The sequence below is a fragment of the Methanobacterium sp. SMA-27 genome (assembly GCF_000744455.1).
Lineage (GTDB): Archaea > Methanobacteriota > Methanobacteria > Methanobacteriales > Methanobacteriaceae > Methanobacterium_B.
Map to the genome: position 1 here is coordinate 1240612 of NZ_JQLY01000001.1, position 20434 is coordinate 1261045.

Sequence of the window (20434 nt, forward strand, 5' to 3'; positions counted from 1 at the left end):
TGGTATAATAAGTCTTATAAAGTTATCATATTAGAAGTGTGTTACATGAAAACTATTAAACTTAACAAAAATTCATTAAAACTTGTAAAGGATGTTTTAAATGATATGAAAGCATCCCCAGATCTTGGTATTTACAAGTGTGTACAATGTGGTATGTGCACATCCGTCTGTCCAGGAGCCAGTCAAACAGAATACGACCCTAGAGATATGATAAGAAGGGTTCTTGAAAACGATGAAACAGTTATAGACAATGAAGATATATGGAACTGTTTTTCATGCTACACCTGTAACAGTGTATGCCCCTCTGGTAACAATGCAAGCGAAGTAAACCAGATACTAAGGCAAATGTCTATTGAAAGGGGAAAAGGTGCCGAAAAGATTACAGATTTCAGTGCTTATGGAGATAGTTTTATGGAACTGGGAGTTGGTTCCATACCAAGTAAATTTTTTGATGTCATGGTCAAAGATGTTGGAAAAGATTATATGGATCTGAAGGTGAATATTGAGGATATACGTGCTGATCTTGGTCTTGGAAACTATATATTACCCAAAGAATCCACAGATGAAATTGAAGCTATACTTGATAAATCCGGCTTTAAAAAAAGGCTTGAAAGAATAAAGAGATGTAAAAAATGAAATTTATACCTGATAAAGATATTTTACTCTTCAAAAGCTGTTTAGTGAATGTTGAATATCCTGGAGTTGAATCATCTACATGCTATATATTTGACAGGATCGATGTTGAATATTATGTGGATGAAAGACAATCATGTTGCACAGGGCTTGGACATTACTATGATCTATTTGATCAACTTTCAACAACTGCACTTGCTGCAAGAAACTTCCATATAGCAGCAGAAACTGGTCATAATAATATAGCAACCATGTGTGCAACATGTTATGCAATACTTAAAAAAACAGTTAAGATATTGAATCAGAATGAAGATGCAAGAAATCAAGTAAATAATATCCTTGATGAATCTGGACTTGAAGAAATGGAATACACACTGGACAGTATGGATCCGTCCAAAAACATATTCCATGTAGCTGAAATCCTATTCAATAAAAAAGATGAAATATCCAAGTTAGTAACTGTTGATCTTTCAGGATTCAAAATAGCAACCCATCATGCCTGCCACTACTGTAAGGTTCATTACAACGACACAATAGAAGGTGTTAGAGAACCTAATCTTATAGATGGCCTCGTAAAGGCTGTTGGAATAGATACCATTGGATGGTATGACCATAAAAGAGTTACTTGCGGTGCTGGGTTCCGTCAGAGGTTTACCAACAAGGAAATTTCATTGGCTGTAACAGCAGAAAAGCTAGAGGCATTGAAAGATAAAGATGTGGAAATATTGTTACATATGTGTCCCAATTGTCAGATGCAGTTTGACCGTTATCAACCACATATCGAAGATAAACTAAAAACAAAATTCAATATATTCCATTTGAACATTACACAGTTCATTGCACTGGCAATGGGAGCAGATCCTTACATGGTTCTAGGTATACAAACTCATACTGTACCTATAGAACCCCTTCTAAAACGTTTAAAACAGCAATTTGATCTGAAAGAAGATCAAGTTAATGAATCTAACGCTAAAAAATCACTTAAAATTGACAATAAATTTATGGAATAATATTTCACAATTCCCAAGGAGGAATTTAAAAAAATGAGCAAAGCTTCATTTAACGAAAATAAACCTGACCTTAAAATTGGTGTTTTTCTATGTAGATGTGGTGGAAACATCTCAGACACCATTGACATGGAAAAACTACGATCATCGGTAAATGCTGAGGTTGTTGAAGAATTTGAGAACTTATGTTCAATAAATGGACGTAAAATCATAAGAGACAACATTATACAGAAAAACCTTGATAGAGTAGTTGTTGCAGCTTGTTCTCCTATAACACATGAAAAAACTTTTCAGAACTATGTGAACCCACTTAACCCTTACCTCCTTGAAATGGCAAATATAAGGGAACAGTGTTCCTGGGTAAATCCAGATAATAACACAGCAACTGAAAAAGCAATTTCCCTTGTGAATGCAGCAATAGAAAAGGTAAAATATTCTCTACCACTAGACCCTATACTCCGTAAAACCCCTAAAACAGCTGCTGTGATAGGTGGTGGAATATCAGGTATTAGTGCATCGCTTTCACTTGCAAGACAAGGTATAAAAACATGCCTTATAGAAGAGGAACCAACTATTGGAGGTTCAATGGTTAAGGTGGGTAAATTATTTTCCCCAGAGAAATTAGCAGAGGAATGTGCTATGTGTCTCTTAAATCCACTAGTAAATGAGGCAGTACAGCACCAAAACATTAAAATAATGACCAACACCACATTAAAAGCTGCGGAACGAAGGGCTGGAAATTTCAACTTGTTAATTGAAAACAAAGCTAGGAAGGTTATTGAAGACAAGTGTATAAGCTGTGGAAGTTGTGCAGAAGTCTGTCCCGTTGAAGTTGAAGATTCATGGAACGAAGGAATGACTATTAGAAAGGCCATCTACAAACCATTTCCACAGGCTGTTCCTGATGTATATACAATAGACCCTGAAAACTGTAAAGAATGTGGAAAATGCCAAGATACCTGTAGAATGGATGCAATAGACCTTTCAATGGAAGGTGAAGTTATTCCGATGACAGTCGGCTCTGTTGTTATTGCAACAGGCCATAAAACTTTTGATATGAGCAAAAGGCCAGAATATTCCTATGGTAGGCACAAAGATATTGTGACTCAGATGGAACTGGCAAGGATCATGGGTGTTAACGGACCAACCAAGGGAAAACTTCTAAAACCATCAGATGGTCAAGTTCCTCAAAGGGTTGTTATGATACAGTGTGTTGGTTCAAGGGATGAAAAACCAGAGGGAAGAAAGTATTGTTCTAAAGTATGCTGTATGGTTGCAATAAAGCATGCAAATGTAATAAAACAACATTATCCAGATACTGATGTAATAATATGCTATACAGATATGAGAACTCCTGGAATGTATGAAAAATACTTTAAATATGCACAATCGAACGAAGTAAGACTTATAAGAGGTAGACCTGGAGAAATAGAAGAGAAAGACGGAATATTCATTGTCAGATTGGAGGATACCCTTTCTAGAGAGCCAATGGAGATAGAAACAGATCTAGTTGTTCTATCAACTGCAATGGAACCATCAGAAGGTACTATAGAAGTTTCCAATATACTTGATGTTGGTTTAACAGAAGAACTCTTTGTCAAGGAAAAACATTCAAAGATCAAACCCGTTGCAACCGAAGTGGAAGGTATATATGTCTGTGGAACTGCACAAGGTCCTAAAGATATTACAGACAGTATTGTTCAAGCAAATGCAGCAGCAGCAAAGGTTTCTGAACTTATAAATGGAGGAGTAGAGCTGGAACCATTTGTTGCAACTATCGAGAATTCAAAATGCAATCTATGTAAAAAATGTATCGATGTTTGTAAATACAAAGCAGCATTCATACAAGATGATGTTTTGAATGTTGATCCTGTGTCCTGTATAGGATGTGGTGCATGTCTATGGGAATGTGAAAATAATGCAATAGAAATAATGGGCCAGACCGATGAACAGATTCTTTCAATGATCACAGGTATATTAAAGGATAAAAAACCCGGTGAAACTCGCATAATCACATTTTTAGATTCAGTTGGTTATATATCAGCCGATAATATAGGAATAAATAAAATAAATGTTCCAAGCTCCATAAGAATTATTAAAATCCCTTCAATGAACCGGATAATGCCAAAACACATACTTCATGCATTCAATATGGGTGCTGATGGAATAATTATGGGAGAATATCCTTACAACCCAATGTACTCCAAAACCAAGGAAAGAATTAAGGGATTGAAACAGGAACTTTTAAAAAATAACATAGACCCTGATAGACTTGCCTTCTACAAAGTATACATACCCTACTTCAGGGGATTAGCAAACAGATTCAATGAATTCGATACCGAAATAAGATGTTTAGAGGAAAATTGAATCCAATTTATTAGCAGATATTTAACTCTTGGATTAATTTTTTTTTATTTTTTTTTAAAATATTGAGAATATTTAAATCAATATCATCAAACAGTAAAGGATATCCTTAATTTAAATACATTTACAGGTCATTGTGGTCCGTGTTTTATTTTTCAGAAATAGTGAAATAGAATGTTGAACCTTTTCCATGTTCTGATTTTACCCATATTTCTCCACCATGTTGGTAATTTAGTACCATTTTGGGTTAAACATTGGTAGATATTCCACCAGTAAATTTGATCCATCCTTTCTCATGAATTTAATTTCTCCGGTTGATCTATATGCAATGAAAAGTTCGGATAAAAAAGCATGTAACTGTTCATCATTACTATCTACGAGACCATTCCAGCTAAGTTCATATTTCCTTCTTTTTTATAGCCGAATAGTTCTTCTGCAGCAGAATTGGTGTAAAATATTTTATCAATATTTATTCTTATGAATTGTAATAAAAATAGCGTCCAAACTGTTTTTAAAAATAGATTCAAACAAATCTGAATTTAAATTTGGATTGAGATTAACCACGTATGTCTCCAAAAACGCTTATAATTTTATCTTTGAATTAAATAGATATAATATTAACTAATTATGAATTTTATTTTTTTGATCGAAACATTTATATAAAATTGTCCTTTGCTTATTAATATGAACAAAATAGTGCTAGGTCTTCCAAAGGGGAGTTTAAATAATGTTAACCGGGGTAATACTTATCAGTTATTAGTTGATGCAGGATACGAAGTGAGGGGATATGAACCGGGTAAAGAATCCAATGAGATTGGAATAATGAATGATCCTGAGATCAAAGGATTTTTAACAAGACCACAGAGTGCGCCTGTTGAATTAAACCGTCAAATCTTAGACATTGCAATAATAGGTGAAGATTGGGTGCGGGAAGAATCTGTTAACTACAAAGAAAAATTAATAAGAAAAATAGGTGACTTAGATTATGGTCAAACAAGGTTAATAGTCGGAGTTCCAAAAGAATCACCCTACAATTCGTTAACTGACTTCTTCAGGGCCAATAAAGATAGGAAAACTCCAATACTTTGTTTTACTGAATACCCTAATTTAACGCGACAGTTCTTCATGAACAACCAGGGATACAAAGAAGTCTTTGGAGATAGTATTCCATTTGTACAAGTAAGAGGATTAAGAGATGGGGACAATCAAATGGTCCAAGTCATAAATTCTGATGGTGCAACTGAGGTTTATATTGCAAAGGGTGCAGATCTTATTGTTGACAATACTCAAACTGGGAGTAGTTTAAGAAAAGCAGGACTAAAAGAACTTGAAACTATTATGGAATCAAGTGCAGGTCTGTATGCCGGACCAAGCTGTAAAGGAGCTAAGGAAGATAAAGCTCATATGATGTTTGAACAACTTTTCGGTGCAATAAATGCCAGAAAATATTTTGATGTCAAGTTCAATATTTCTAATCTGAAGGTATCTGATGTAAAGGATTTCCTACTATCAAATGCTTACTGTTCAGATGAACCAACAGTTGTGGAGGGAAGTACATTTTCCCAAGTTAATGTTTTAATACCCAAAAATAAGTTTCCTGCAATGTTAAAGGGAATTAAAAATTACGATGCTTCATCTATTGTGAGAGAAAATGTTAAACAGTACGTTAAATAGTCAAAGTTTGTAAATTAATCTCATATAAATGGATTTCTTAAATCTAAAAAATATGGAAGGTCTAAATCTATGAAACAATTTTTAATCACACCTGCAGCAGGTAAAAGGCTGATTGCAAAGGCTTTAGTAACTTATTCTCCCATTACAGATGCACTTAAAAATGGTACAGTTGTAATTGTAGCTGGAACAACCAATGGTTACGTTGCTGAGGAAATTCTTACAGCAATTAGTCAATCTGATGATTTTTCTAGGAAAAGGTTCTTTAGAGGGGTGGTACTGCCTCCTTCAAAACCTAGATCAGATTCCGGAAGATTGTACGATGACACCAAATTTTTTGGCGATGTTGTAATAAAAAAAGGGGTTTGGCAAAAGGGATTAACTATTTATGATGTAGTAGACCGGCTAAAAGAAGGTGATGTAATCCTAAAAGGTGCAAACAGCTTAGATTTAACCCGTAAGAAAGCTGCTATTTATATTGGCCATCCCGAAGCTGGAACAATTGGTGCTGCACTGCCAGTTGTTGTTGGACGGCGTGTTCGTCTGATTATTCCTGTGGGAGTAGAGAAACGTGTTTCAAGTGATCTGGATGATATTGCCAAAAAATTAAATATACCGGGTTTAACTGGACCCCGGCTTTTGCCTATAAGTGGAGAAGTTTTTACAGAATTTGAAGCCCTTAATATGCTTTGTAATGTAAAAACAGATCTAATTGCTGGCGGTGGTGTTTCAGGAGCCGAAGGTTCTGTTTGGCTGGGCATAACAGGTGATGATAATTCTTTAGAGATTGCTGAAAGAGTTATAAAATCAGTTTCTTTTGAGGAACCATTTAATATTTGAAAACTATGATTCTTTTTCTAAGGAAAATATCATAAAAAAATTAATGCTCAAACACCATGATTTAATTGGAATTTTCATATATGCGTGAAAGATTAGAAAAATAAAAAATGAATTAGATGGATAATGAGTATCCATGTAAATTGGATTTACATAGATATTTTTATGTAGTTATTTTACTGATTATTCCAGTCACAATGTTTTTCATATAGATGGAATACTGATTTGAGTTTGTAATCTGCGTCCAGAGAATATTTTTACCTGAAATAGCTGGTTCACTGCTCTCATTAAATTGAGATATTATATTGATTGTACCGGTTAAGAGATTTTTATAGTAAATATTAGATTTTCCATTGGATTCATATTACTGCCATGCAACGATATTACCCTTGATAGAAGGGAGGAACTGGGAATGTTTTGATTTTAACAATGCGCTAACTTTTCCAGTTTTAAGATCTTTGTAGTAGATATTCGAGTTTCCTGACTCTGTCTGAACCCATACAATGTGATTATTATCAATTGCAGGATTGAACTGGAATTCATCAGTATTTAATACTTTGTTACTTATTCCAGTTGCTAAATCTTTATAATATACTAAGGAATAGCCTTTTAAATCATACTGGGTCCAAACAATCATTTTACCATTGGTAACTGGTTCAAATTGTCCCTCATTGGACTTCTTAACAATACCAATAATCTCTGTTTTAAGGTTTTTATAATAAATAGACGTACCATTGAAAGTGTCCTGCTCCCAGACAATAATATTGCCTGAAATATCCGGGGAAGCCTGATTTAATTTTGAATTGGAAACCCTACCATATTTTCCAGTTACAATATTTTTGCAGTAAATACAAATTTGCCCTTTGGAATTTTCCTGTTGCCATACTATGTTTGATCCTGAAATTGAAGGTTTAGACTGATCTTGATTGGAAGACAGTAATTTATGGCTTAATCCCGTTACAAGGTCTTTATAGTAAATAGATGTATGTATTCTTGGATCTCCCTGGGTCCATACAACTATTTTACCATCAACAACGGGTTCAAACTGATCAGCGTTGGTTTCTGAATTGCTTAATTTAACCTTTGCAATGTGATTAGTATTTACTGTTGCAGCCGATGCTACACCGCAGGAAATAATTACAACAACAAAGACTGTTAATAACATTATAAGTTTTGTTCTCATTTTTTGTACATACTCCACCAATTATTTAAATTTTTGTATAATGGATAATGTAAAAGTTTTAATATATATATTTATCTTTAATTTTGTTCATTTAAGGTATAAAATTAGAATAATATTTAAATTATATTCAAAAAAATCATGGAAAATAGAAGGATAATATTAATTTTACTTCTTCAAATACTGTATCAATATTCCTAGTCAAAAAAATTAAATTGAAGTTGGGGAGGATATACCAATTTTTAGATTAAAAGTAGAGAGGAATAAATTTATCAATTTTATTTTTTTCATTTAAAATATTTATTAAAATATTACAGAATCTTATTGATTTTGAAATAAGTATAATATAATTCCAAATTTCAATTACTGATCCCTAAATATTTAGGTTCCTTATTCCAATTGATGATACACATTATTTCAGATATCTGTATTTAAATGATGAATTAATTCCATAATATATTTTAAGGGCCATTATAGTACAAGTGCACGTTCTGGAACTGATATTTTTCATGACTATCCTCTTTATATTGAGTTGGTGTCAGAAACATTGAAGTCACCATTAATTAGCCTCATAATCATGGTTGTAAAGTATCTGTGCTGTTTTTGTGAAAATGATAGATTGCATTTGGAACATAAATGCCATATTTCTCCAGGGTCGCTATTTAATTCATAACTATTCATTTTGGATCTACAATTAGGACATTCCATTGAATCTAAACCGGTATTCCGTTCTTTTATTCCAATTTCTCCTATTATTCCTTTTGTATTTTTAAACCATTCTAAAAATTCTTTTTTGGGAGTTATTACCAGTTCTAAACCATCAATTTTTTCGATAGGTTGCTTTCCAAGAATTTCTGGTTTAAGTTTTGCTTTTATGTCTTTCATTAAAAATCACCAAAGTAGGATCTAGTTGGTGTTGTTGGTGCTTGTAATGGTAGAGCATATGAGAATAAAGCAAACCAAAAAAAAATACTGTATAAAAAAAGTTGAATAAATGTCGATTAAATCTTTAATGTTTGAATTAATTAAGATTAGAATTGAAAACTAAATTTAAACATTTTTAAAATAAGTTAATTAAGAAAATAAAATAATGAATTGGAATCTGCAATTTTTTTATCTGTGTTTTATTTCAATTTTATTATTGAAACGATTTTTCAGATATTCTATCATTATTTTATGGTCTTCCAAAGTGGGACTAGGCCCATTATAATACCATGGATGCTTTTTTTGTTTGTTGTATACCGTTGAAATTTTATCATCTTCTGAGTTTATAACTCGAAGTTTGAATCTAAATATATTTTTGTATTACAAGTATATAGGTTTTGATATCGTCAACATAAAATAAATAACTTGAAAAATAAAGATTAATTTAATATGTCCAAAATAGCTTTTTTAAATAGATTTTATAATGGTGAATTCAATTATCTCTGTATAAATTTTTATAAACAAAATAAAAAGTTTTTACTCCTCTCTGCAGCCATATATTTTTTAGCATTATTTATTGGTCTGATTATAGGTTATTTCATACCTGGTTTGATTGAAAATTTCTTGAATAGTGTTGTTAAATCGGACAAACAGTTTGTTATGAAAAATGGGATAAGTACATTTTCAATATTCCTGCACAACCTTACTTATGGAGTATTTTTCCCCTATACTGCAGGTGTAACAGGAATAATTACAGCAGGAATATTGATACTCAACGGATTCCTATATGGGTCTTTTTTAGGATTTCTTTCGTCTAATATTGGAGGTATTTTAAGTCCGTTAGGAGTAAGTAATCCTGTTGCTTTTCTAATTTACACAATACCACATGGTATATTTGAAACATCTGGTATTATTGTAGCGGGAGCTGGAGGATTTAAACTTACAAATTTGGTTATTAATATAATAATATATAAAAAAACAAAAAATGAATTGTATAATGAATTTAAAGATTCTCTAATATTAGTTGTTATTGCAATAATTTTAATTTTAATTGCAGCAGTAATCGAAGCCAATATAACACTTCCATTAGGAAATTATATCACACATTTGTCTTTAGCAAAATAATGTCATAATATTCATAAAGTTGAAATTGTTATTGAAAATACAATTAAATGAAATTATTATACCCCGGAGTTGTAATAAATGGAACTAGAAGTTGGAAAATTGAATGGTTTTTTTATAGATGCAACACATAAATGGGGAACTATAAGTCCTTATGATGTCTTCACCAATGCAACAGAATCTGAATTTGAAGAGCTGTTAGAAAATTTTATATCAGAAAACGAATCTCAAGATGGTCCTAATTTTAGCATTCAAAAATTCTCTTATTATGTGGCAAAGAATGGATACTATATTAAAACCCATGGAAACTTTATATTACCTCCATATGCACCGTTAAAATAGATTATTGAATATTCAAAACATTTAATTACTAAAATATAGTTTTATTGTTTAAAATAAACCATATTTGAGACTTATTTATTTAATTCACATAAAATGAGATGAAAATTATAATAAAAGATTTCTCTAAATTTGTCACCTTATAAAAACAGTAACTAGAAAATATTAATTATTCAATATAAAAAAGATATTTGTTAAAATAGTTTAAAAGTCAATGGTGAAGATATAATGATTATTGTGACGGCTAAAATGAATTTAAAACCTGGAAAAAAAGATGAATTTATTTTAAAGGCACAAGATTTAATTTGTGCTACCAGATTGGAAGAAGGTTGTATAAGTTATGGTTTGTATGCAAGTACAGAAAATAAAGAAGAACTAGTAATGTTAGAACACTGGGAAGATATTAATTCATTAAACACCCATATGGAAACAGATCATTTCAAACAATTTGGAAAAATAATAAAACAGTTATTAACAGGAAAAATTGATGTTAAATCATATTCTGTTGAACAAACATAATTAAATAAAACATAAAGGTATTGATGCGATTTTAAAAAGTTTAATTTATTAAAATTGTTGCAACTTATAAATTTAAGGGAAATATTGAATTAGTGGTATCTTCTACATCTTTTAACCATTCATTTCTTTGTTTTAAAGTGCTTGTTACCATTACTCCATAATTTTTACGATGAACATTGTTAATACCGCATAATCCGAAAACACAGTTTTTCCATATTAGTTCAAGTGGATCTCCAAATACTTTATTTTCCCTTTCGGTTGTTGTGTTTGATGTGTTAAAAATTAATACATTAGCTGCCTTTAATAGGCCTATTGGTATTCCTTCCCCCTGATCACCTTCCACAAATTGGTAGGCTATACCTGCACGCATAACTCTGTCAACCCAACCCTTTAAAATTGCAGGCGGCATTCCCCACCAGTTAGGATGGACAATTATTATCCCATCAACACTTAAAATCTCCTTACAATATTTTTCAACCATGGAATCTGTTTCAGCATTTTTAGGAATTTCTTCAAAGGGAAGAGTCGGATTAAAATTTTCAACATATAAATCATGAAAGATTACATCATATCCATTACTTTTAAGAGTTTTAATAGCTGTATGGGTAATTGCATGATTAAAACTACATTCTTTAGGATGTGCTAGAATAACAAGAATTTTCATTTATTTACACCAATTGTAATTTATTCATGATACAAATTTAAATATTTATTCCATTAGTTATCTGATAAAAACTATTTATCCATAATCCTTCTATATTTGAGGCTTAATATTGATAATATAAGTTTTTACTTCACACCGCCTGTTAAAAACCATCTAATAGTAGTATAATTAATTTGATAATTTCTAGGGTTATTGTTGTAAATACTTTGAATGAACAATTATACTGATAATTCAGATTGTATAGAAAAAATTTAATTTAGTATATTCTTATATTTTTTTTAAGATCATTTCAGGGTCAAGTAAACTTATACCGGTGTTTTCACCAACAACTTCGATCTGGACAACCCAATCTGAATCCGCGCCATTAGCTTCTAAATTAAATTTTTCAACTAATTCTTCTGTGATTTTTTCAACCAATTCATCCGTGGAGTTAAAGTATTTTCTTCCTCTTAAATCACATATCACCTTAAAAGAATCTCCTTGAACTACCCGATTACTTGCTAAATTATTAACTTGTTCTAATATACTTTCTAAACGAGTTCTAACCACTTTTTCAATAATTACCACTTTAGATATTACAGTAGTGGAAGCGTTTGATAGTAATTTAACTGCATCTAAGGGTTCCATATCTAAATCAATTAAAATAACATTGGGAAAGTTAGATTCTTTAAAATTCAACACTCTTTCTTCATTCTGGAGTGTCATTTCAATTTCTTCTAGCCCCATTGCCTCTTCACCCTCACCTTGACCTTTCTGTCCTCTAAGGGTTATAAGTAGATTGAATGATTCTGTTGGCTTGATAAAACTCACCTCTTAATTACTATTATGTAGTTGAATGATAATAAAATTTTTGTAAATTTCTAATTTCATTATTTAAAACAAAAGAATATAATAAAAAAGCAGATAAATAATTTGATACTTAATTTATCTTAAATCAACTATTCTTGTTCAAATTTTATAGGTCCAATTAGTAGTGTGCATCTTCCTTGTGAGTCTTTTCAATAAATCTTAGGTTAAATATATCTCCAACTTTAAGATCATGATTCATGTATCCAAGCTCCTTCAAAACGGGTATGAATTCCATTGTAGATTTTATGTAATCATCAGGAACTTTTGCACAGTACCGTGGAGAAATATTATAAGTTTCAAGTACAAATTTCTTATTAACTATACCCATCTCATTGGCAGCAATCTCTGCTGCTGTACCTGGTAGGTTCCGTATAAGGTTAGATGCATCTTCATGTGCCTTTAAAAAACTTGTTATATACTCGGGTGAATTGAATATAAGGTCTTCCTGTACAACTATACCGTAGCTGGGATTATAGGGCCATATTTTATTTGGAGGTATTATTATTTTAGAATTGAACTGGTTTGATGCTACTGTTGCAAGGGATGGTGTGCCAACACCCGCCTCTATTTCTCCTTCTTGAATTGCATCTGGGATGAAGTCAGCCCACGAGTAATTTTTTATGGAAATATCTCTATTCTTTAAGAGATTGCGTATGATAACGTCATGAATAGAGCCTCTTGTAGGTGTTCCAATGGTTTTTCCATTATATTGGTTTAAAACAGATTCAATATCTCCAAGCTCACTGTATGAACTGTAAGGTTCTTTTGAAATCATAACTGTACCTTCAATATGTCCACCAGCAACACATTTAATTTTCATACCATGTTCAATACCAATCATAACTGGTGGAAGCCCTATATAACCCAGATCAATATCCTCACTTTCAAATGCTTTCATCATTTCAGGGCCTGTTGGGAATAATTTCCATGTTGTCTCGTCTGAACTCTCAAAGGAGAATTTTCCACTTTTAAGAATGAATGATGTGTGGTATATGGTTGAGAGATATCCTATTTTCATAAATTAAGAGCTCCATGTTTTATTATAATTTGTAAAATTTTCTAAACAATTATATAACAATTGTTATATTTAAAGTTGATCTATTAAATTATTACTCTAAATCCAATTTAGACGCATTATCACTCATTTTTATAAAAACCGTAATATACACATTTAATCACTATTACAGACATGAAATAGGTTAATTTAGCCCAATTAAATTCAAGATTAATGTTTTATAATATATGGGATGATGTCATCAATTGTTAAAACTATTGAATACGTCTTTTTTTTAGATAAATGGTTTGTGTTAACACCATTTCTTGAAAATAAGAATGGAGACGACTTATCAAGAGCAAGCTATATCGAAAACCTCTAATCTGGGCTTAAATTATTAAAAAGGTCCTCTGATGGTCTTTTTTTTGAAATTAAACCAAAGGGTTTATAAGGGATGTTCAAGTCATTAGAGATAAGTTTAGCAAAACGTCATAAATGAAACTTTTATGATGAATTGAACTCGGAGGCGATCGAATTAAGCGAAAAACAATATGCTCAATCTTTTTGCTATTGGCTTTTGCACTAATTTTAAATGTAAACGCGTCATCTGCTGCAACAGTTAATAATACAAGCAGCATTAATTCAAACGTGAAAACTGATATGTCATCAAGTATGACTCAGATTAGTACAGTTAGTGCATCTGCTAGCAAATCTAGCACAATTTTAAATTCAAAAGTTACAACAACTGCACAGGCAGTTAAAAAAACCGATACTACAAAACCTATAGTTAAAGTCATGGATCCAGCGAATAAAGCAGTGAAAGTGAAAGTCACTAAGACAATTAAAATCACATTCAATGAAAAAATAAAATTTGGAAGTAAATGGATAATACTCTATAATAGTCACGGTCAAAAAAAGGCATTTAAATCTTCCATAAGTGGTAATACACTCACAATAAACCCTATTAAAAATTTCGCAAATGGCTTGACTTATAATATAATTCTACACACAGGTAGTATAACTGACTTAAACGGTAACAAAGTATCTCTACATAGAATGAAATTTACAACTGTGGCAAAAAAACCATATCCTGCATCATATTCCCAATACTTAAAACCTACTAATAACTGTCAATCAAACAACTCGAAAATAAAATCACTGGCAGCATCGATTACCAAAGGTAAAACATCACAACTCAGTAAAGCATCAGCAATATTCAATTGGGTAAGAAATAATATAAGTTACTCATTTTACTACAACACACGTAAAGGTGCATTGGGAACATTAAGTTCAAGATCAGCTAACTGTGCAGATACAGCACATATAATGGTGGCTCTTGAAAGAGCAGCAGGTATACCAGCAAGATACAATCATGGAACATGCAGATTTTCTAGTGGAAACTACTATGGTCATGTATGGGCCCAAGTATACGTAAATGGTAAATGGCATTATGCCGATGGAACCAGCTCTAAAAACTCATTCGGAGTTGTCAAAAATTGGAATACTAAAAACTTTACATTACATGGTATCTATGCATCATTACCATTCTAGGAGGGGAAATTTAGATGAAAAAAATCATAGTGGTCTTGGTAATTGTAGTGGCAGTCCTTGGTTTAGGATTCGCAACTATAGGGGATACAGCTAAAAAAAATACAACAAACAATACAAAAAGTCCAGTAACACAGCAAATTGTAACGAACACTAACAATACAACAGACAACAGTACAAATACAAATACAAATACAAATATAACTTCTGCAGAAGCTCAGAAAATAGCCAGTAAATACATAGCAGTATCAGGTGCTATTGCAGGCACACCAACATTAACTAAACAAGATAACAAATTGGTATACATTGTACCAGTAATAGACAATGGAAAAAATGTGGGTGAAATTGATATAGACGCTCAAACAGGTGAAAACCTAGGAGGAGCAGGTGGAGCTCCATAAGAATCTGTTTTAAGTAAAATGAGAACTAAAAATTTTGTCCCATTTTATATTTTTTTTAAATTTTAAATATCTTCTATAACATGCAGATATTAAATCTATTTTATTGATTTTCATATTTTATGAAAAGATCATGAAAAGAAATTAGTTCTTCTTGTATTCATTAAAACTTTCAGGAAATCTATTCATTATAAAATCTGTTAAACCCCTATTTTCAAGGTCATGAATAACTAGTTCCATAAATTCAATTTGATCTTTAGAATCTTCAACAAATTGGTTCTGTGATTTAATTTGTTTTCTTGCATTGTCAAGCTGGTTTTTGGTTACGTGCAATCTGTGAACTAGCTGATTATGTTCTTTTTTTAATTCTTCAAATTTACCAAATTGAAGACTTATATCCTTAAATTCCAGTTCATTTAATCGTTTTTCAATGATAATTTTTTCATTAACAACGTCATGGATCCTTTCATTTGCATATTCAAGTTTTTTTTGGAGTTCTAACACTTCACTATGCTTTATTTTTAATTCTTTTTCCAGTTCTTCAGATAAATCATGAGTTTTGTCTGGATCATTTTTTTTAGACTCATTGATATCCTTCTTGGAAACTGGGCTTAATTTTTCAATTTGAGAATTTTCTTTCATTATTTGGACCTTCTCATATCAATTGATATATAATCTATTCTAAGTAACGAGTGTCTTATATAAACAGTTATTATCATTAAAATCAGAAATATAATTATTGGACCTTTCAAATGGAATATATGGTTAATGGAGGGTTATTATCCTTTTTTATTAATGTACAATCTAACTAAATAAAATAAAAAAAATTAATATATTACATGTTTCTTATCCATATTCATAGCTATTTTGGTTGTTTTTATAATATTCACTGGTATTAGTGTGGGATTCTTTAAAATCAAAGTTTAGTAAACCTTCATTATAATTATTTTGTAATTCGGTTGCATGACTTAATTCGAAGTTTGTATATGGATTATTCATGTATGGAAAAATCATTCCATAGACCATGTATACGTACGCTGGAATTAATCCATACTGTTTTGTTAGTATCTGGAAATATAATGGAAAGCCATCACCTTGGACCAGTTGAGGATTATCTGTTCTTGCATTGCCATGCCATATAATAGGAATCGGGCCAGTTTGATTATGTTGTTTTGCCAGGGTATTGACATGGTCCATCATCTCATCGTAGGTATCGTAAATTTTTCCATCGGACATATACTTATATCTACCATCAGGAACTCCGTATAATGCCACTTTAAGAGAATCTATAAAGTTAATTTGGTTTAAACCAGCCGAACCTATGCCCTGTGTGTCAATAAAGGCTACTTCTATTATATACACATTTCCTTCAGGATAGCTTCTGTAGTTAGAACCTCCAGCCATGTGTACTACTAAAGCTGTTGTGGAATTTCTTTCCTGTGCTAACTCGGCCAACATTTTTGAATGAGGATGTCCTGGATAAAAGTCTGGATTTAAAAGTTTAACAAATGCCAGCCTTCCTAAAGGTTCAATAGGGCCATTTGAAACTATTTCATATGAATAACCTACAGAAATAGCTATAATCGACAATATAACAACAAGAAATATGATTATCTTTTTTCCCATCAGTATATTTATATACTCAATAAAGATTATATTTATGTTTTCCATACAAACTATTCAATTGAACCTTTCCTAAAGGAATGATATATTATTAAAATAGTTTATTAACTCATATTATTTCCATTATAATAATAAAACTGCATTCTTGGACCTATATATGAAAATAAGTATAATTGATGGGTATTATATATTGAGTTCAATTTTTTTTATAATAAAAAATTTATAATTTAGAATTAACATCAAAATTTTAAATTTAAAAATAAAGAGGGATATCTCTTTATTCTGCATATTTTTCAGGATTTTCATCGAATTCTTTTTTACATCCTGGGGCGCAGAAGTAGTATTTTTTGCCTTTATATTCACTTACCCATTTAGCACTTTTTTCTTCCACATCCATCTTACATATAGGGTCTACTGCCATATTTTCTCCTCCTAAAAATATTTTAATTGTTTAAATTCTAAAACAATTAATTCTTTTTCTACTGTTTTGTTCATTTACGCAATATGTATGAGTTTAATTATAGTATATGCTTAAAAATAGATAAAATTTATTATTTTAATATGTTCTAAGAAGAGTTATCATGAAATTAGAGGTGAATTTAAAATTGATTGATTTACAATATATATTCCATTGAGGCTGATATTAAATAGCATGTATTAATTAACCGCCTGCAATGGTTTGGAACATTACAATTTGATCTCCATCATTTAAAGTAGTGTCTAGTCCATTAATATCTCTTATGTCTTCTCCATTGATCATGACTTTCAGATAATCTCTGAGGTTTCCATTTTCATCAAATAGGACTTCTTTGAAACTTTCATCATATTTCTTACATAAAAATTCTATGAGAGTATTTATATCTGGAACATCCTCAATTTTGATGTTCTTTTCTCCTGTAATATCAATAAAGCGTGTTAAAAATTTTATTTCTATCAATTGAATTCATCTCCTTCATCCATCAGTTTTTAACTCTTTTAAAGTCAAATTGGTAAGAATTTTTTTTGTAAAATCTTTGAAGGTTGTTTTTCTTACTCATTATATATAACTATTGTTAACTTCATAATAGAAATTATTGAATGTCAAAAGATTGATACTATAACAATGTTATATAACGATAGTTATATATATTTAAAAAAAATAAAATAAATGCAAAGAAGGTGAAAAAATGGTAAAGATTCCAGAATTAACAAGGGGAATTGCAAATAACATTACAGAAACCATAGGAAATACTCCTTTAGTAAGATTAAATAAATTGACAAACGAATCGAAAGCAGATGTAGTGGTGAAACTCGAATCTTTCAACCCACTCTCAAGTGTAAAGGATAGAATTGGTGTGGCAATGATAGAGGCAGGTGAAGAAGCAGGAGTGATCAAAAAGGACACAATTCTTATCGAACCCACAAGTGGTAACACCGGAATTGCCCTGGCTTTTGTTGCAGCACAAAGAGGATACAAACTCATCCTAACTATGCCAGATACCATGTCAATTGAGAGAAGGAAATTGCTTGCTTTGCTTGGAGCTGAAATTGTACTGACACCCGGTGCCAAAGGTATGAAAGGAGCTGTTTCTAAAGCAGAAGAATTAAATGCTGAAATTTCAGGTTCTGTAATGCCCCAACAGTTCAAGAATAAAGCCAACCCTAAGATACACAGGGAAACCACAGCTCCAGAAATTTGGAGAGACACCGAAGGAAAGGTGGATATATTAGTATCTGGTACAGGTACCGGTGGAACAATAACAGGTGTTGGACTGGCCCTTAAAGAACTCAAACCCAGTTTGAAAGCTGTGGCTGTTGAACCTGTAACATCTCCTGTACTTTCTGGAGGAAGTCCAGGTCCACATAAGATACAAGGTATTGGACCGGGTTTCATTCCAGATGTGCTTCAAACAGAAGTAATAGATGAAATTGTACAGGTTTCAGATGAAGATGCCGCAAAAACTCTTTTAAGACTCGCAAGAGAAGAAGGTATACTTGCTGGTATTTCATCTGGAGCTGCAACCTACGCTGCACTTCAATTAGCAAAAAAAGAAGAAAATACAGGAAAATTAATTGTAGTAATTTTACCAGATACTGGAGAAAGATATTTGAGTATGGATTGGATATTTGATGACATATTCAAAACAACAGATAAAACATCGGATTTTACAAGTTAAAAAGTACAAATAATATAATATAAATTGAATGCGAACAGTAAAAATAGTTATATAAATTAATTTCCTGTTCATAATTCAATTTATATGTTATCAATGGTGATTGAATGTTTGAAAGAATGAGAGAAGAAATACAGATGGTATTTGCAAGGGATCCTGCAGCTAGAAGTACGTTAGAGATTATTCTATGCTCACCTGGACTACATGCAATATGGTTACACAGACTTGCAAGCGGGTTTTGGACACGCAATCACATATTTTGGGGACGATTCATTTCAACTATTAACAGATTTTTAACTGGAGTTGAAATACATCCTGGAGCCAAAATTGGGAAAAGAGTTTTCATAGACCATGGCATGGGAGTGGTTGTTGGTGAAACAGCAGAGATAGGCGAAGATGTTCTAATATATCAGGGAGTAGTTTTAGGAGGTACCAGTCTTGAAAGATCCAAAAGACACCCCACAATTGGAAATGGTGTTGTAATAGGTTCGGGAGCTAAGATTATAGGCAATATTAAAATTGGTGATTGCTGCAAAATAGGTGCAGGATCAGTTGTTTTAAAACCAGCACCACCCGGTGCAACCATAGTTGGCATCCCTGGAAGGATTGTTCAAGAATCTAGAAAATGTGCAATAGACCTTGATCATGGCCAGTTACCAGATCCTGTTGCAGAAGTTATCAAACTCATACTGCAACGTCAAGATGAACTTGAAAAGGAAATTAAAGATCAGAAGATAAGCACAGATATTGCTAAGTTGAATCATTTCTTAACTAAAAAATCAGAAATAGAAGAAATTTTCACAGAAGGCGCAGGAATATAATATTTTCAACCCATTTAATTAAAACGCATAATAATGATAAAAAAATACTTTTTATTTTAAAGAAATGAAAAGATGATACATATGAAAAGTAGTTATATATCAATTGTTATATATTGAGATATTATAACATTATGAAATGATTTTAATCAAAGAATAATTAATTTCTTGTTTAATGTCATTTATTATAAATAAATTCAAAAAAGAGTGATTAAGATGAGACCCCCATGTGAAATAGTTGTATGGTATGTAATTCCAAGCATACGATCAGAGCTTGCTAAAGAGCTTCTAAATCTTGGAATGAAACAAAAAGAAATTTCAGAATTACTTGATATTACTCAGCCTGCAGTATCCCAGTATATAAGTGATAAAAGAGGCCACGGAATTAAATTTAACGATGAAATACATGAATTAATAAAACAATTTGCGGTTGATCTTAAAGAAGGGAGACTTAATCAAAGCAGTATAATATCAAGAATATGTGATTTATGTAGAAAGATTAAAACAGAAGATGTAGTATGTCAGCTGCACAAAGAAAAAGACAACATACCGGTTAACTGTGATGCTTGTATGGGTTCAAATGCAGACCATCATTCTGAACCCTTGTAAATCATTCTACTACATTTAATCCATATTATATCCTATTAAATTTGTAATTTGGGCTATTTTTTATATTTAAATAAATATCTAATAATTTGAAACATTCCATTCTAAACCTATTTAGATAAACCCATGTAAAATAAGGGATTTTACAATAAATAAATTTTTAAGAGATAAATTATCCACTTATT

At 31.5% G+C, this 20434-nt stretch carries 23 protein-coding genes; 14 read left to right on the plus strand and 9 right to left on the minus strand.

The genetic code is table 11. The annotated features are described in order from the left end of the window. The first annotated feature begins 45 nt into the window (after positions 1-45). The 5 genes from hdrC to DL91_RS06270 all read left to right on the plus strand — a co-directional run bounded on the left by hdrC (position 46) and on the right by DL91_RS06270 (position 6515). Positions 46-636 carry a ferredoxin:CoB-CoM heterodisulfide reductase subunit HdrC gene (hdrC, locus tag DL91_RS06250; protein ID WP_048190711.1) on the plus strand — a complete coding sequence of 197 codons (591 nt, stop codon included), beginning with the start codon at positions 46-48 and terminating at the stop codon, positions 634-636. Then, positions 633-1643, plus strand: a complete 1011-nt coding sequence (hdrB, locus tag DL91_RS06255; protein WP_048190712.1) for a ferredoxin:CoB-CoM heterodisulfide reductase subunit HdrB — start codon at positions 633-635, stop codon at positions 1641-1643. The genes hdrC and hdrB overlap by 4 nt, the downstream gene beginning before the upstream one ends. A 33-nt stretch (positions 1644-1676) precedes the next feature. Beyond that, positions 1677-4007: a ferredoxin:CoB-CoM heterodisulfide reductase subunit HdrA gene (gene hdrA, locus DL91_RS06260; RefSeq protein WP_048190713.1), complete on the plus strand. Its 2331-nt coding sequence runs from the start codon at positions 1677-1679 to the stop codon at positions 4005-4007. 681 nt (positions 4008-4688) lie between these two features. Continuing rightward, on the plus strand, positions 4689-5678 hold the full coding sequence (locus tag DL91_RS06265; RefSeq protein ID WP_048190714.1) for an ATP phosphoribosyltransferase: 990 nt from the start codon (positions 4689-4691) through the stop codon (positions 5676-5678). 69 nt (positions 5679-5747) lie between these two features. After that, on the plus strand, positions 5748-6515 hold the full coding sequence (locus DL91_RS06270) for a hypothetical protein (protein ID WP_048190715.1): 768 nt from the start codon (positions 5748-5750) through the stop codon (positions 6513-6515). A 361-nt stretch (positions 6516-6876) separates the two neighbouring features. On the opposite strand, the gene DL91_RS06275 is transcribed toward DL91_RS06270, so the two are convergent. Next, positions 6877-7695, minus strand: a complete 819-nt coding sequence (locus DL91_RS06275) for a hypothetical protein (protein ID WP_048190716.1) — start codon at positions 7693-7695, stop codon at positions 6877-6879. Positions 7696-8214: 519 nt separating this feature from the next. Beyond that, on the minus strand, positions 8215-8577 hold the full coding sequence (locus DL91_RS06280; protein ID WP_048190717.1) for a hypothetical protein: 363 nt from the start codon (positions 8575-8577) through the stop codon (positions 8215-8217). 489 nt (positions 8578-9066) lie between these two features. On the opposite strand from DL91_RS06280, the gene DL91_RS06285 reads away from it, so the two are divergent. The 3 genes from DL91_RS06285 (at position 9067) to DL91_RS06295 (ending at position 10596) form a co-directional block, all read left to right on the plus strand. Then, the gene (locus DL91_RS06285; protein WP_048190718.1) at positions 9067-9741 is read left to right on the plus strand and encodes a stage II sporulation protein M; all 675 of its coding nucleotides are present in this window, start codon (positions 9067-9069) and stop codon (positions 9739-9741) included. 78 nt (positions 9742-9819) lie between these two features. Continuing rightward, on the plus strand, positions 9820-10080 hold the full coding sequence (locus tag DL91_RS06290; protein ID WP_048190719.1) for a hypothetical protein: 261 nt from the start codon (positions 9820-9822) through the stop codon (positions 10078-10080). A gap of 225 nt (positions 10081-10305) precedes the next feature. Then, positions 10306-10596 (plus strand): putative quinol monooxygenase, encoded by a 291-nt coding sequence (locus DL91_RS06295; protein ID WP_048190720.1) that lies wholly within the window; start codon positions 10306-10308, stop codon positions 10594-10596. Positions 10597-10660: 64 nt separating this feature from the next. Here DL91_RS06295 and DL91_RS06300 read toward each other — a convergent pair whose 3' ends face one another. The 3 genes from DL91_RS06300 to DL91_RS06310 all read right to left on the minus strand — a co-directional run bounded on the left by DL91_RS06300 (position 10661) and on the right by DL91_RS06310 (position 13127). Continuing rightward, entirely contained in the window at positions 10661-11260 is a 600-nt protein-coding gene (locus tag DL91_RS06300) for an NAD(P)H-dependent oxidoreductase (RefSeq protein WP_048190721.1), read from the minus strand. 267 nt (positions 11261-11527) lie between these two features. Then, entirely contained in the window at positions 11528-12070 is a 543-nt protein-coding gene (locus tag DL91_RS06305; protein ID WP_048190722.1) for a THUMP domain-containing protein, read from the minus strand. A gap of 157 nt (positions 12071-12227) precedes the next feature. Beyond that, positions 12228-13127: an ABC transporter substrate-binding protein gene (locus DL91_RS06310; protein WP_048190723.1), complete on the minus strand. Its 900-nt coding sequence runs from the start codon at positions 13125-13127 to the stop codon at positions 12228-12230. 232 nt (positions 13128-13359) lie between these two features. On the opposite strand from DL91_RS06310, the gene DL91_RS14380 reads away from it, so the two are divergent. The 3 genes from DL91_RS14380 (at position 13360) to DL91_RS06320 (ending at position 15052) form a co-directional block, all read left to right on the plus strand. Continuing rightward, a complete protein-coding gene (locus tag DL91_RS14380; protein ID WP_255343928.1) occupies positions 13360-13485 on the plus strand; it encodes a hypothetical protein in 126 nt (41 codons plus the stop codon). Between the two features lie 182 nt (positions 13486-13667). Further along, entirely contained in the window at positions 13668-14654 is a 987-nt protein-coding gene (locus DL91_RS12885; protein WP_052374256.1) for a transglutaminase family protein, read from the plus strand. 14 nt (positions 14655-14668) lie between these two features. Continuing rightward, complete coding sequence (locus DL91_RS06320) at positions 14669-15052, plus strand: PepSY domain-containing protein (RefSeq protein WP_048190724.1); 384 nt, start codon at positions 14669-14671, stop codon at positions 15050-15052. 141 nt (positions 15053-15193) lie between these two features. On the opposite strand, the gene DL91_RS06325 is transcribed toward DL91_RS06320, so the two are convergent. The 4 genes from DL91_RS06325 to DL91_RS06335 all read right to left on the minus strand — a co-directional run bounded on the left by DL91_RS06325 (position 15194) and on the right by DL91_RS06335 (position 17609). Further along, positions 15194-15691, minus strand: a complete 498-nt coding sequence (locus tag DL91_RS06325) for a hypothetical protein (RefSeq protein ID WP_048190725.1) — start codon at positions 15689-15691, stop codon at positions 15194-15196. Between the two features lie 204 nt (positions 15692-15895). Beyond that, positions 15896-16675: a hypothetical protein gene (locus tag DL91_RS06330; RefSeq protein WP_231551413.1), complete on the minus strand. Its 780-nt coding sequence runs from the start codon at positions 16673-16675 to the stop codon at positions 15896-15898. Positions 16676-16949: 274 nt separating this feature from the next. Next, positions 16950-17093: a YHS domain-containing protein gene (locus DL91_RS13155; RefSeq protein WP_081882625.1), complete on the minus strand. Its 144-nt coding sequence runs from the start codon at positions 17091-17093 to the stop codon at positions 16950-16952. 240 nt (positions 17094-17333) lie between these two features. Continuing rightward, a complete protein-coding gene (locus DL91_RS06335; protein WP_231551414.1) occupies positions 17334-17609 on the minus strand; it encodes a MoaD/ThiS family protein in 276 nt (91 codons plus the stop codon). 229 nt (positions 17610-17838) lie between these two features. On the opposite strand from DL91_RS06335, the gene cysK reads away from it, so the two are divergent. The 3 genes from cysK to DL91_RS06350 all read left to right on the plus strand — a co-directional run bounded on the left by cysK (position 17839) and on the right by DL91_RS06350 (position 20252). Beyond that, a complete protein-coding gene (gene cysK / locus DL91_RS06340) occupies positions 17839-18828 on the plus strand; it encodes a cysteine synthase A (RefSeq protein ID WP_048190727.1) in 990 nt (329 codons plus the stop codon). Positions 18829-18932: 104 nt separating this feature from the next. Then, a complete protein-coding gene (gene cysE / locus DL91_RS06345) occupies positions 18933-19646 on the plus strand; it encodes a serine O-acetyltransferase (protein WP_048190728.1) in 714 nt (237 codons plus the stop codon). A 213-nt stretch (positions 19647-19859) separates the two neighbouring features. Beyond that, complete coding sequence (locus DL91_RS06350; RefSeq protein ID WP_048190729.1) at positions 19860-20252, plus strand: transcriptional regulator; 393 nt, start codon at positions 19860-19862, stop codon at positions 20250-20252. Positions 20253-20434: the final 182 nt, after the last annotated feature.

Coding starts and splice junctions, on each gene's coding strand:
- DL91_RS06295 (WP_048190720.1), top strand. CDS start 10,306: ATGATTATTGTGACGGCTAAAATGAATTTAAAACCTGGAAAAAAAGAT.
- DL91_RS14380 (WP_255343928.1), top strand. CDS start 13,360: ATGTCATCAATTGTTAAAACTATTGAATACGTCTTTTTTTTAGATAAA.
- DL91_RS06265 (WP_048190714.1), top strand. CDS start 4,689: ATGAACAAAATAGTGCTAGGTCTTCCAAAGGGGAGTTTAAATAATGTT.
- DL91_RS06325 (WP_048190725.1), bottom strand. CDS start 15,691: ATGAAAGAAAATTCTCAAATTGAAAAATTAAGCCCAGTTTCCAAGAAG.
- DL91_RS06280 (WP_048190717.1), bottom strand. CDS start 8,577: ATGAAAGACATAAAAGCAAAACTTAAACCAGAAATTCTTGGAAAGCAA.
- cysK (WP_048190727.1), top strand. CDS start 17,839: ATGGTAAAGATTCCAGAATTAACAAGGGGAATTGCAAATAACATTACA.
- hdrB (WP_048190712.1), top strand. CDS start 633: ATGAAATTTATACCTGATAAAGATATTTTACTCTTCAAAAGCTGTTTA.
- DL91_RS06270 (WP_048190715.1), top strand. CDS start 5,748: ATGAAACAATTTTTAATCACACCTGCAGCAGGTAAAAGGCTGATTGCA.
- DL91_RS13155 (WP_081882625.1), bottom strand. CDS start 17,093: ATGGCAGTAGACCCTATATGTAAGATGGATGTGGAAGAAAAAAGTGCT.
- DL91_RS06350 (WP_048190729.1), top strand. CDS start 19,860: ATGAGACCCCCATGTGAAATAGTTGTATGGTATGTAATTCCAAGCATA.
- DL91_RS06310 (WP_048190723.1), bottom strand. CDS start 13,127: ATGAAAATAGGATATCTCTCAACCATATACCACACATCATTCATTCTT.
- DL91_RS06285 (WP_048190718.1), top strand. CDS start 9,067: ATGTCCAAAATAGCTTTTTTAAATAGATTTTATAATGGTGAATTCAAT.
- DL91_RS06330 (WP_231551413.1), bottom strand. CDS start 16,675: ATGGGAAAAAAGATAATCATATTTCTTGTTGTTATATTGTCGATTATA.
- DL91_RS06290 (WP_048190719.1), top strand. CDS start 9,820: ATGGAACTAGAAGTTGGAAAATTGAATGGTTTTTTTATAGATGCAACA.
- hdrC (WP_048190711.1), top strand. CDS start 46: ATGAAAACTATTAAACTTAACAAAAATTCATTAAAACTTGTAAAGGAT.
- DL91_RS06275 (WP_048190716.1), bottom strand. CDS start 7,695: ATGAGAACAAAACTTATAATGTTATTAACAGTCTTTGTTGTTGTAATT.
- DL91_RS06320 (WP_048190724.1), top strand. CDS start 14,669: ATGAAAAAAATCATAGTGGTCTTGGTAATTGTAGTGGCAGTCCTTGGT.
- DL91_RS06300 (WP_048190721.1), bottom strand. CDS start 11,260: ATGAAAATTCTTGTTATTCTAGCACATCCTAAAGAATGTAGTTTTAAT.
- hdrA (WP_048190713.1), top strand. CDS start 1,677: ATGAGCAAAGCTTCATTTAACGAAAATAAACCTGACCTTAAAATTGGT.
- cysE (WP_048190728.1), top strand. CDS start 18,933: ATGTTTGAAAGAATGAGAGAAGAAATACAGATGGTATTTGCAAGGGAT.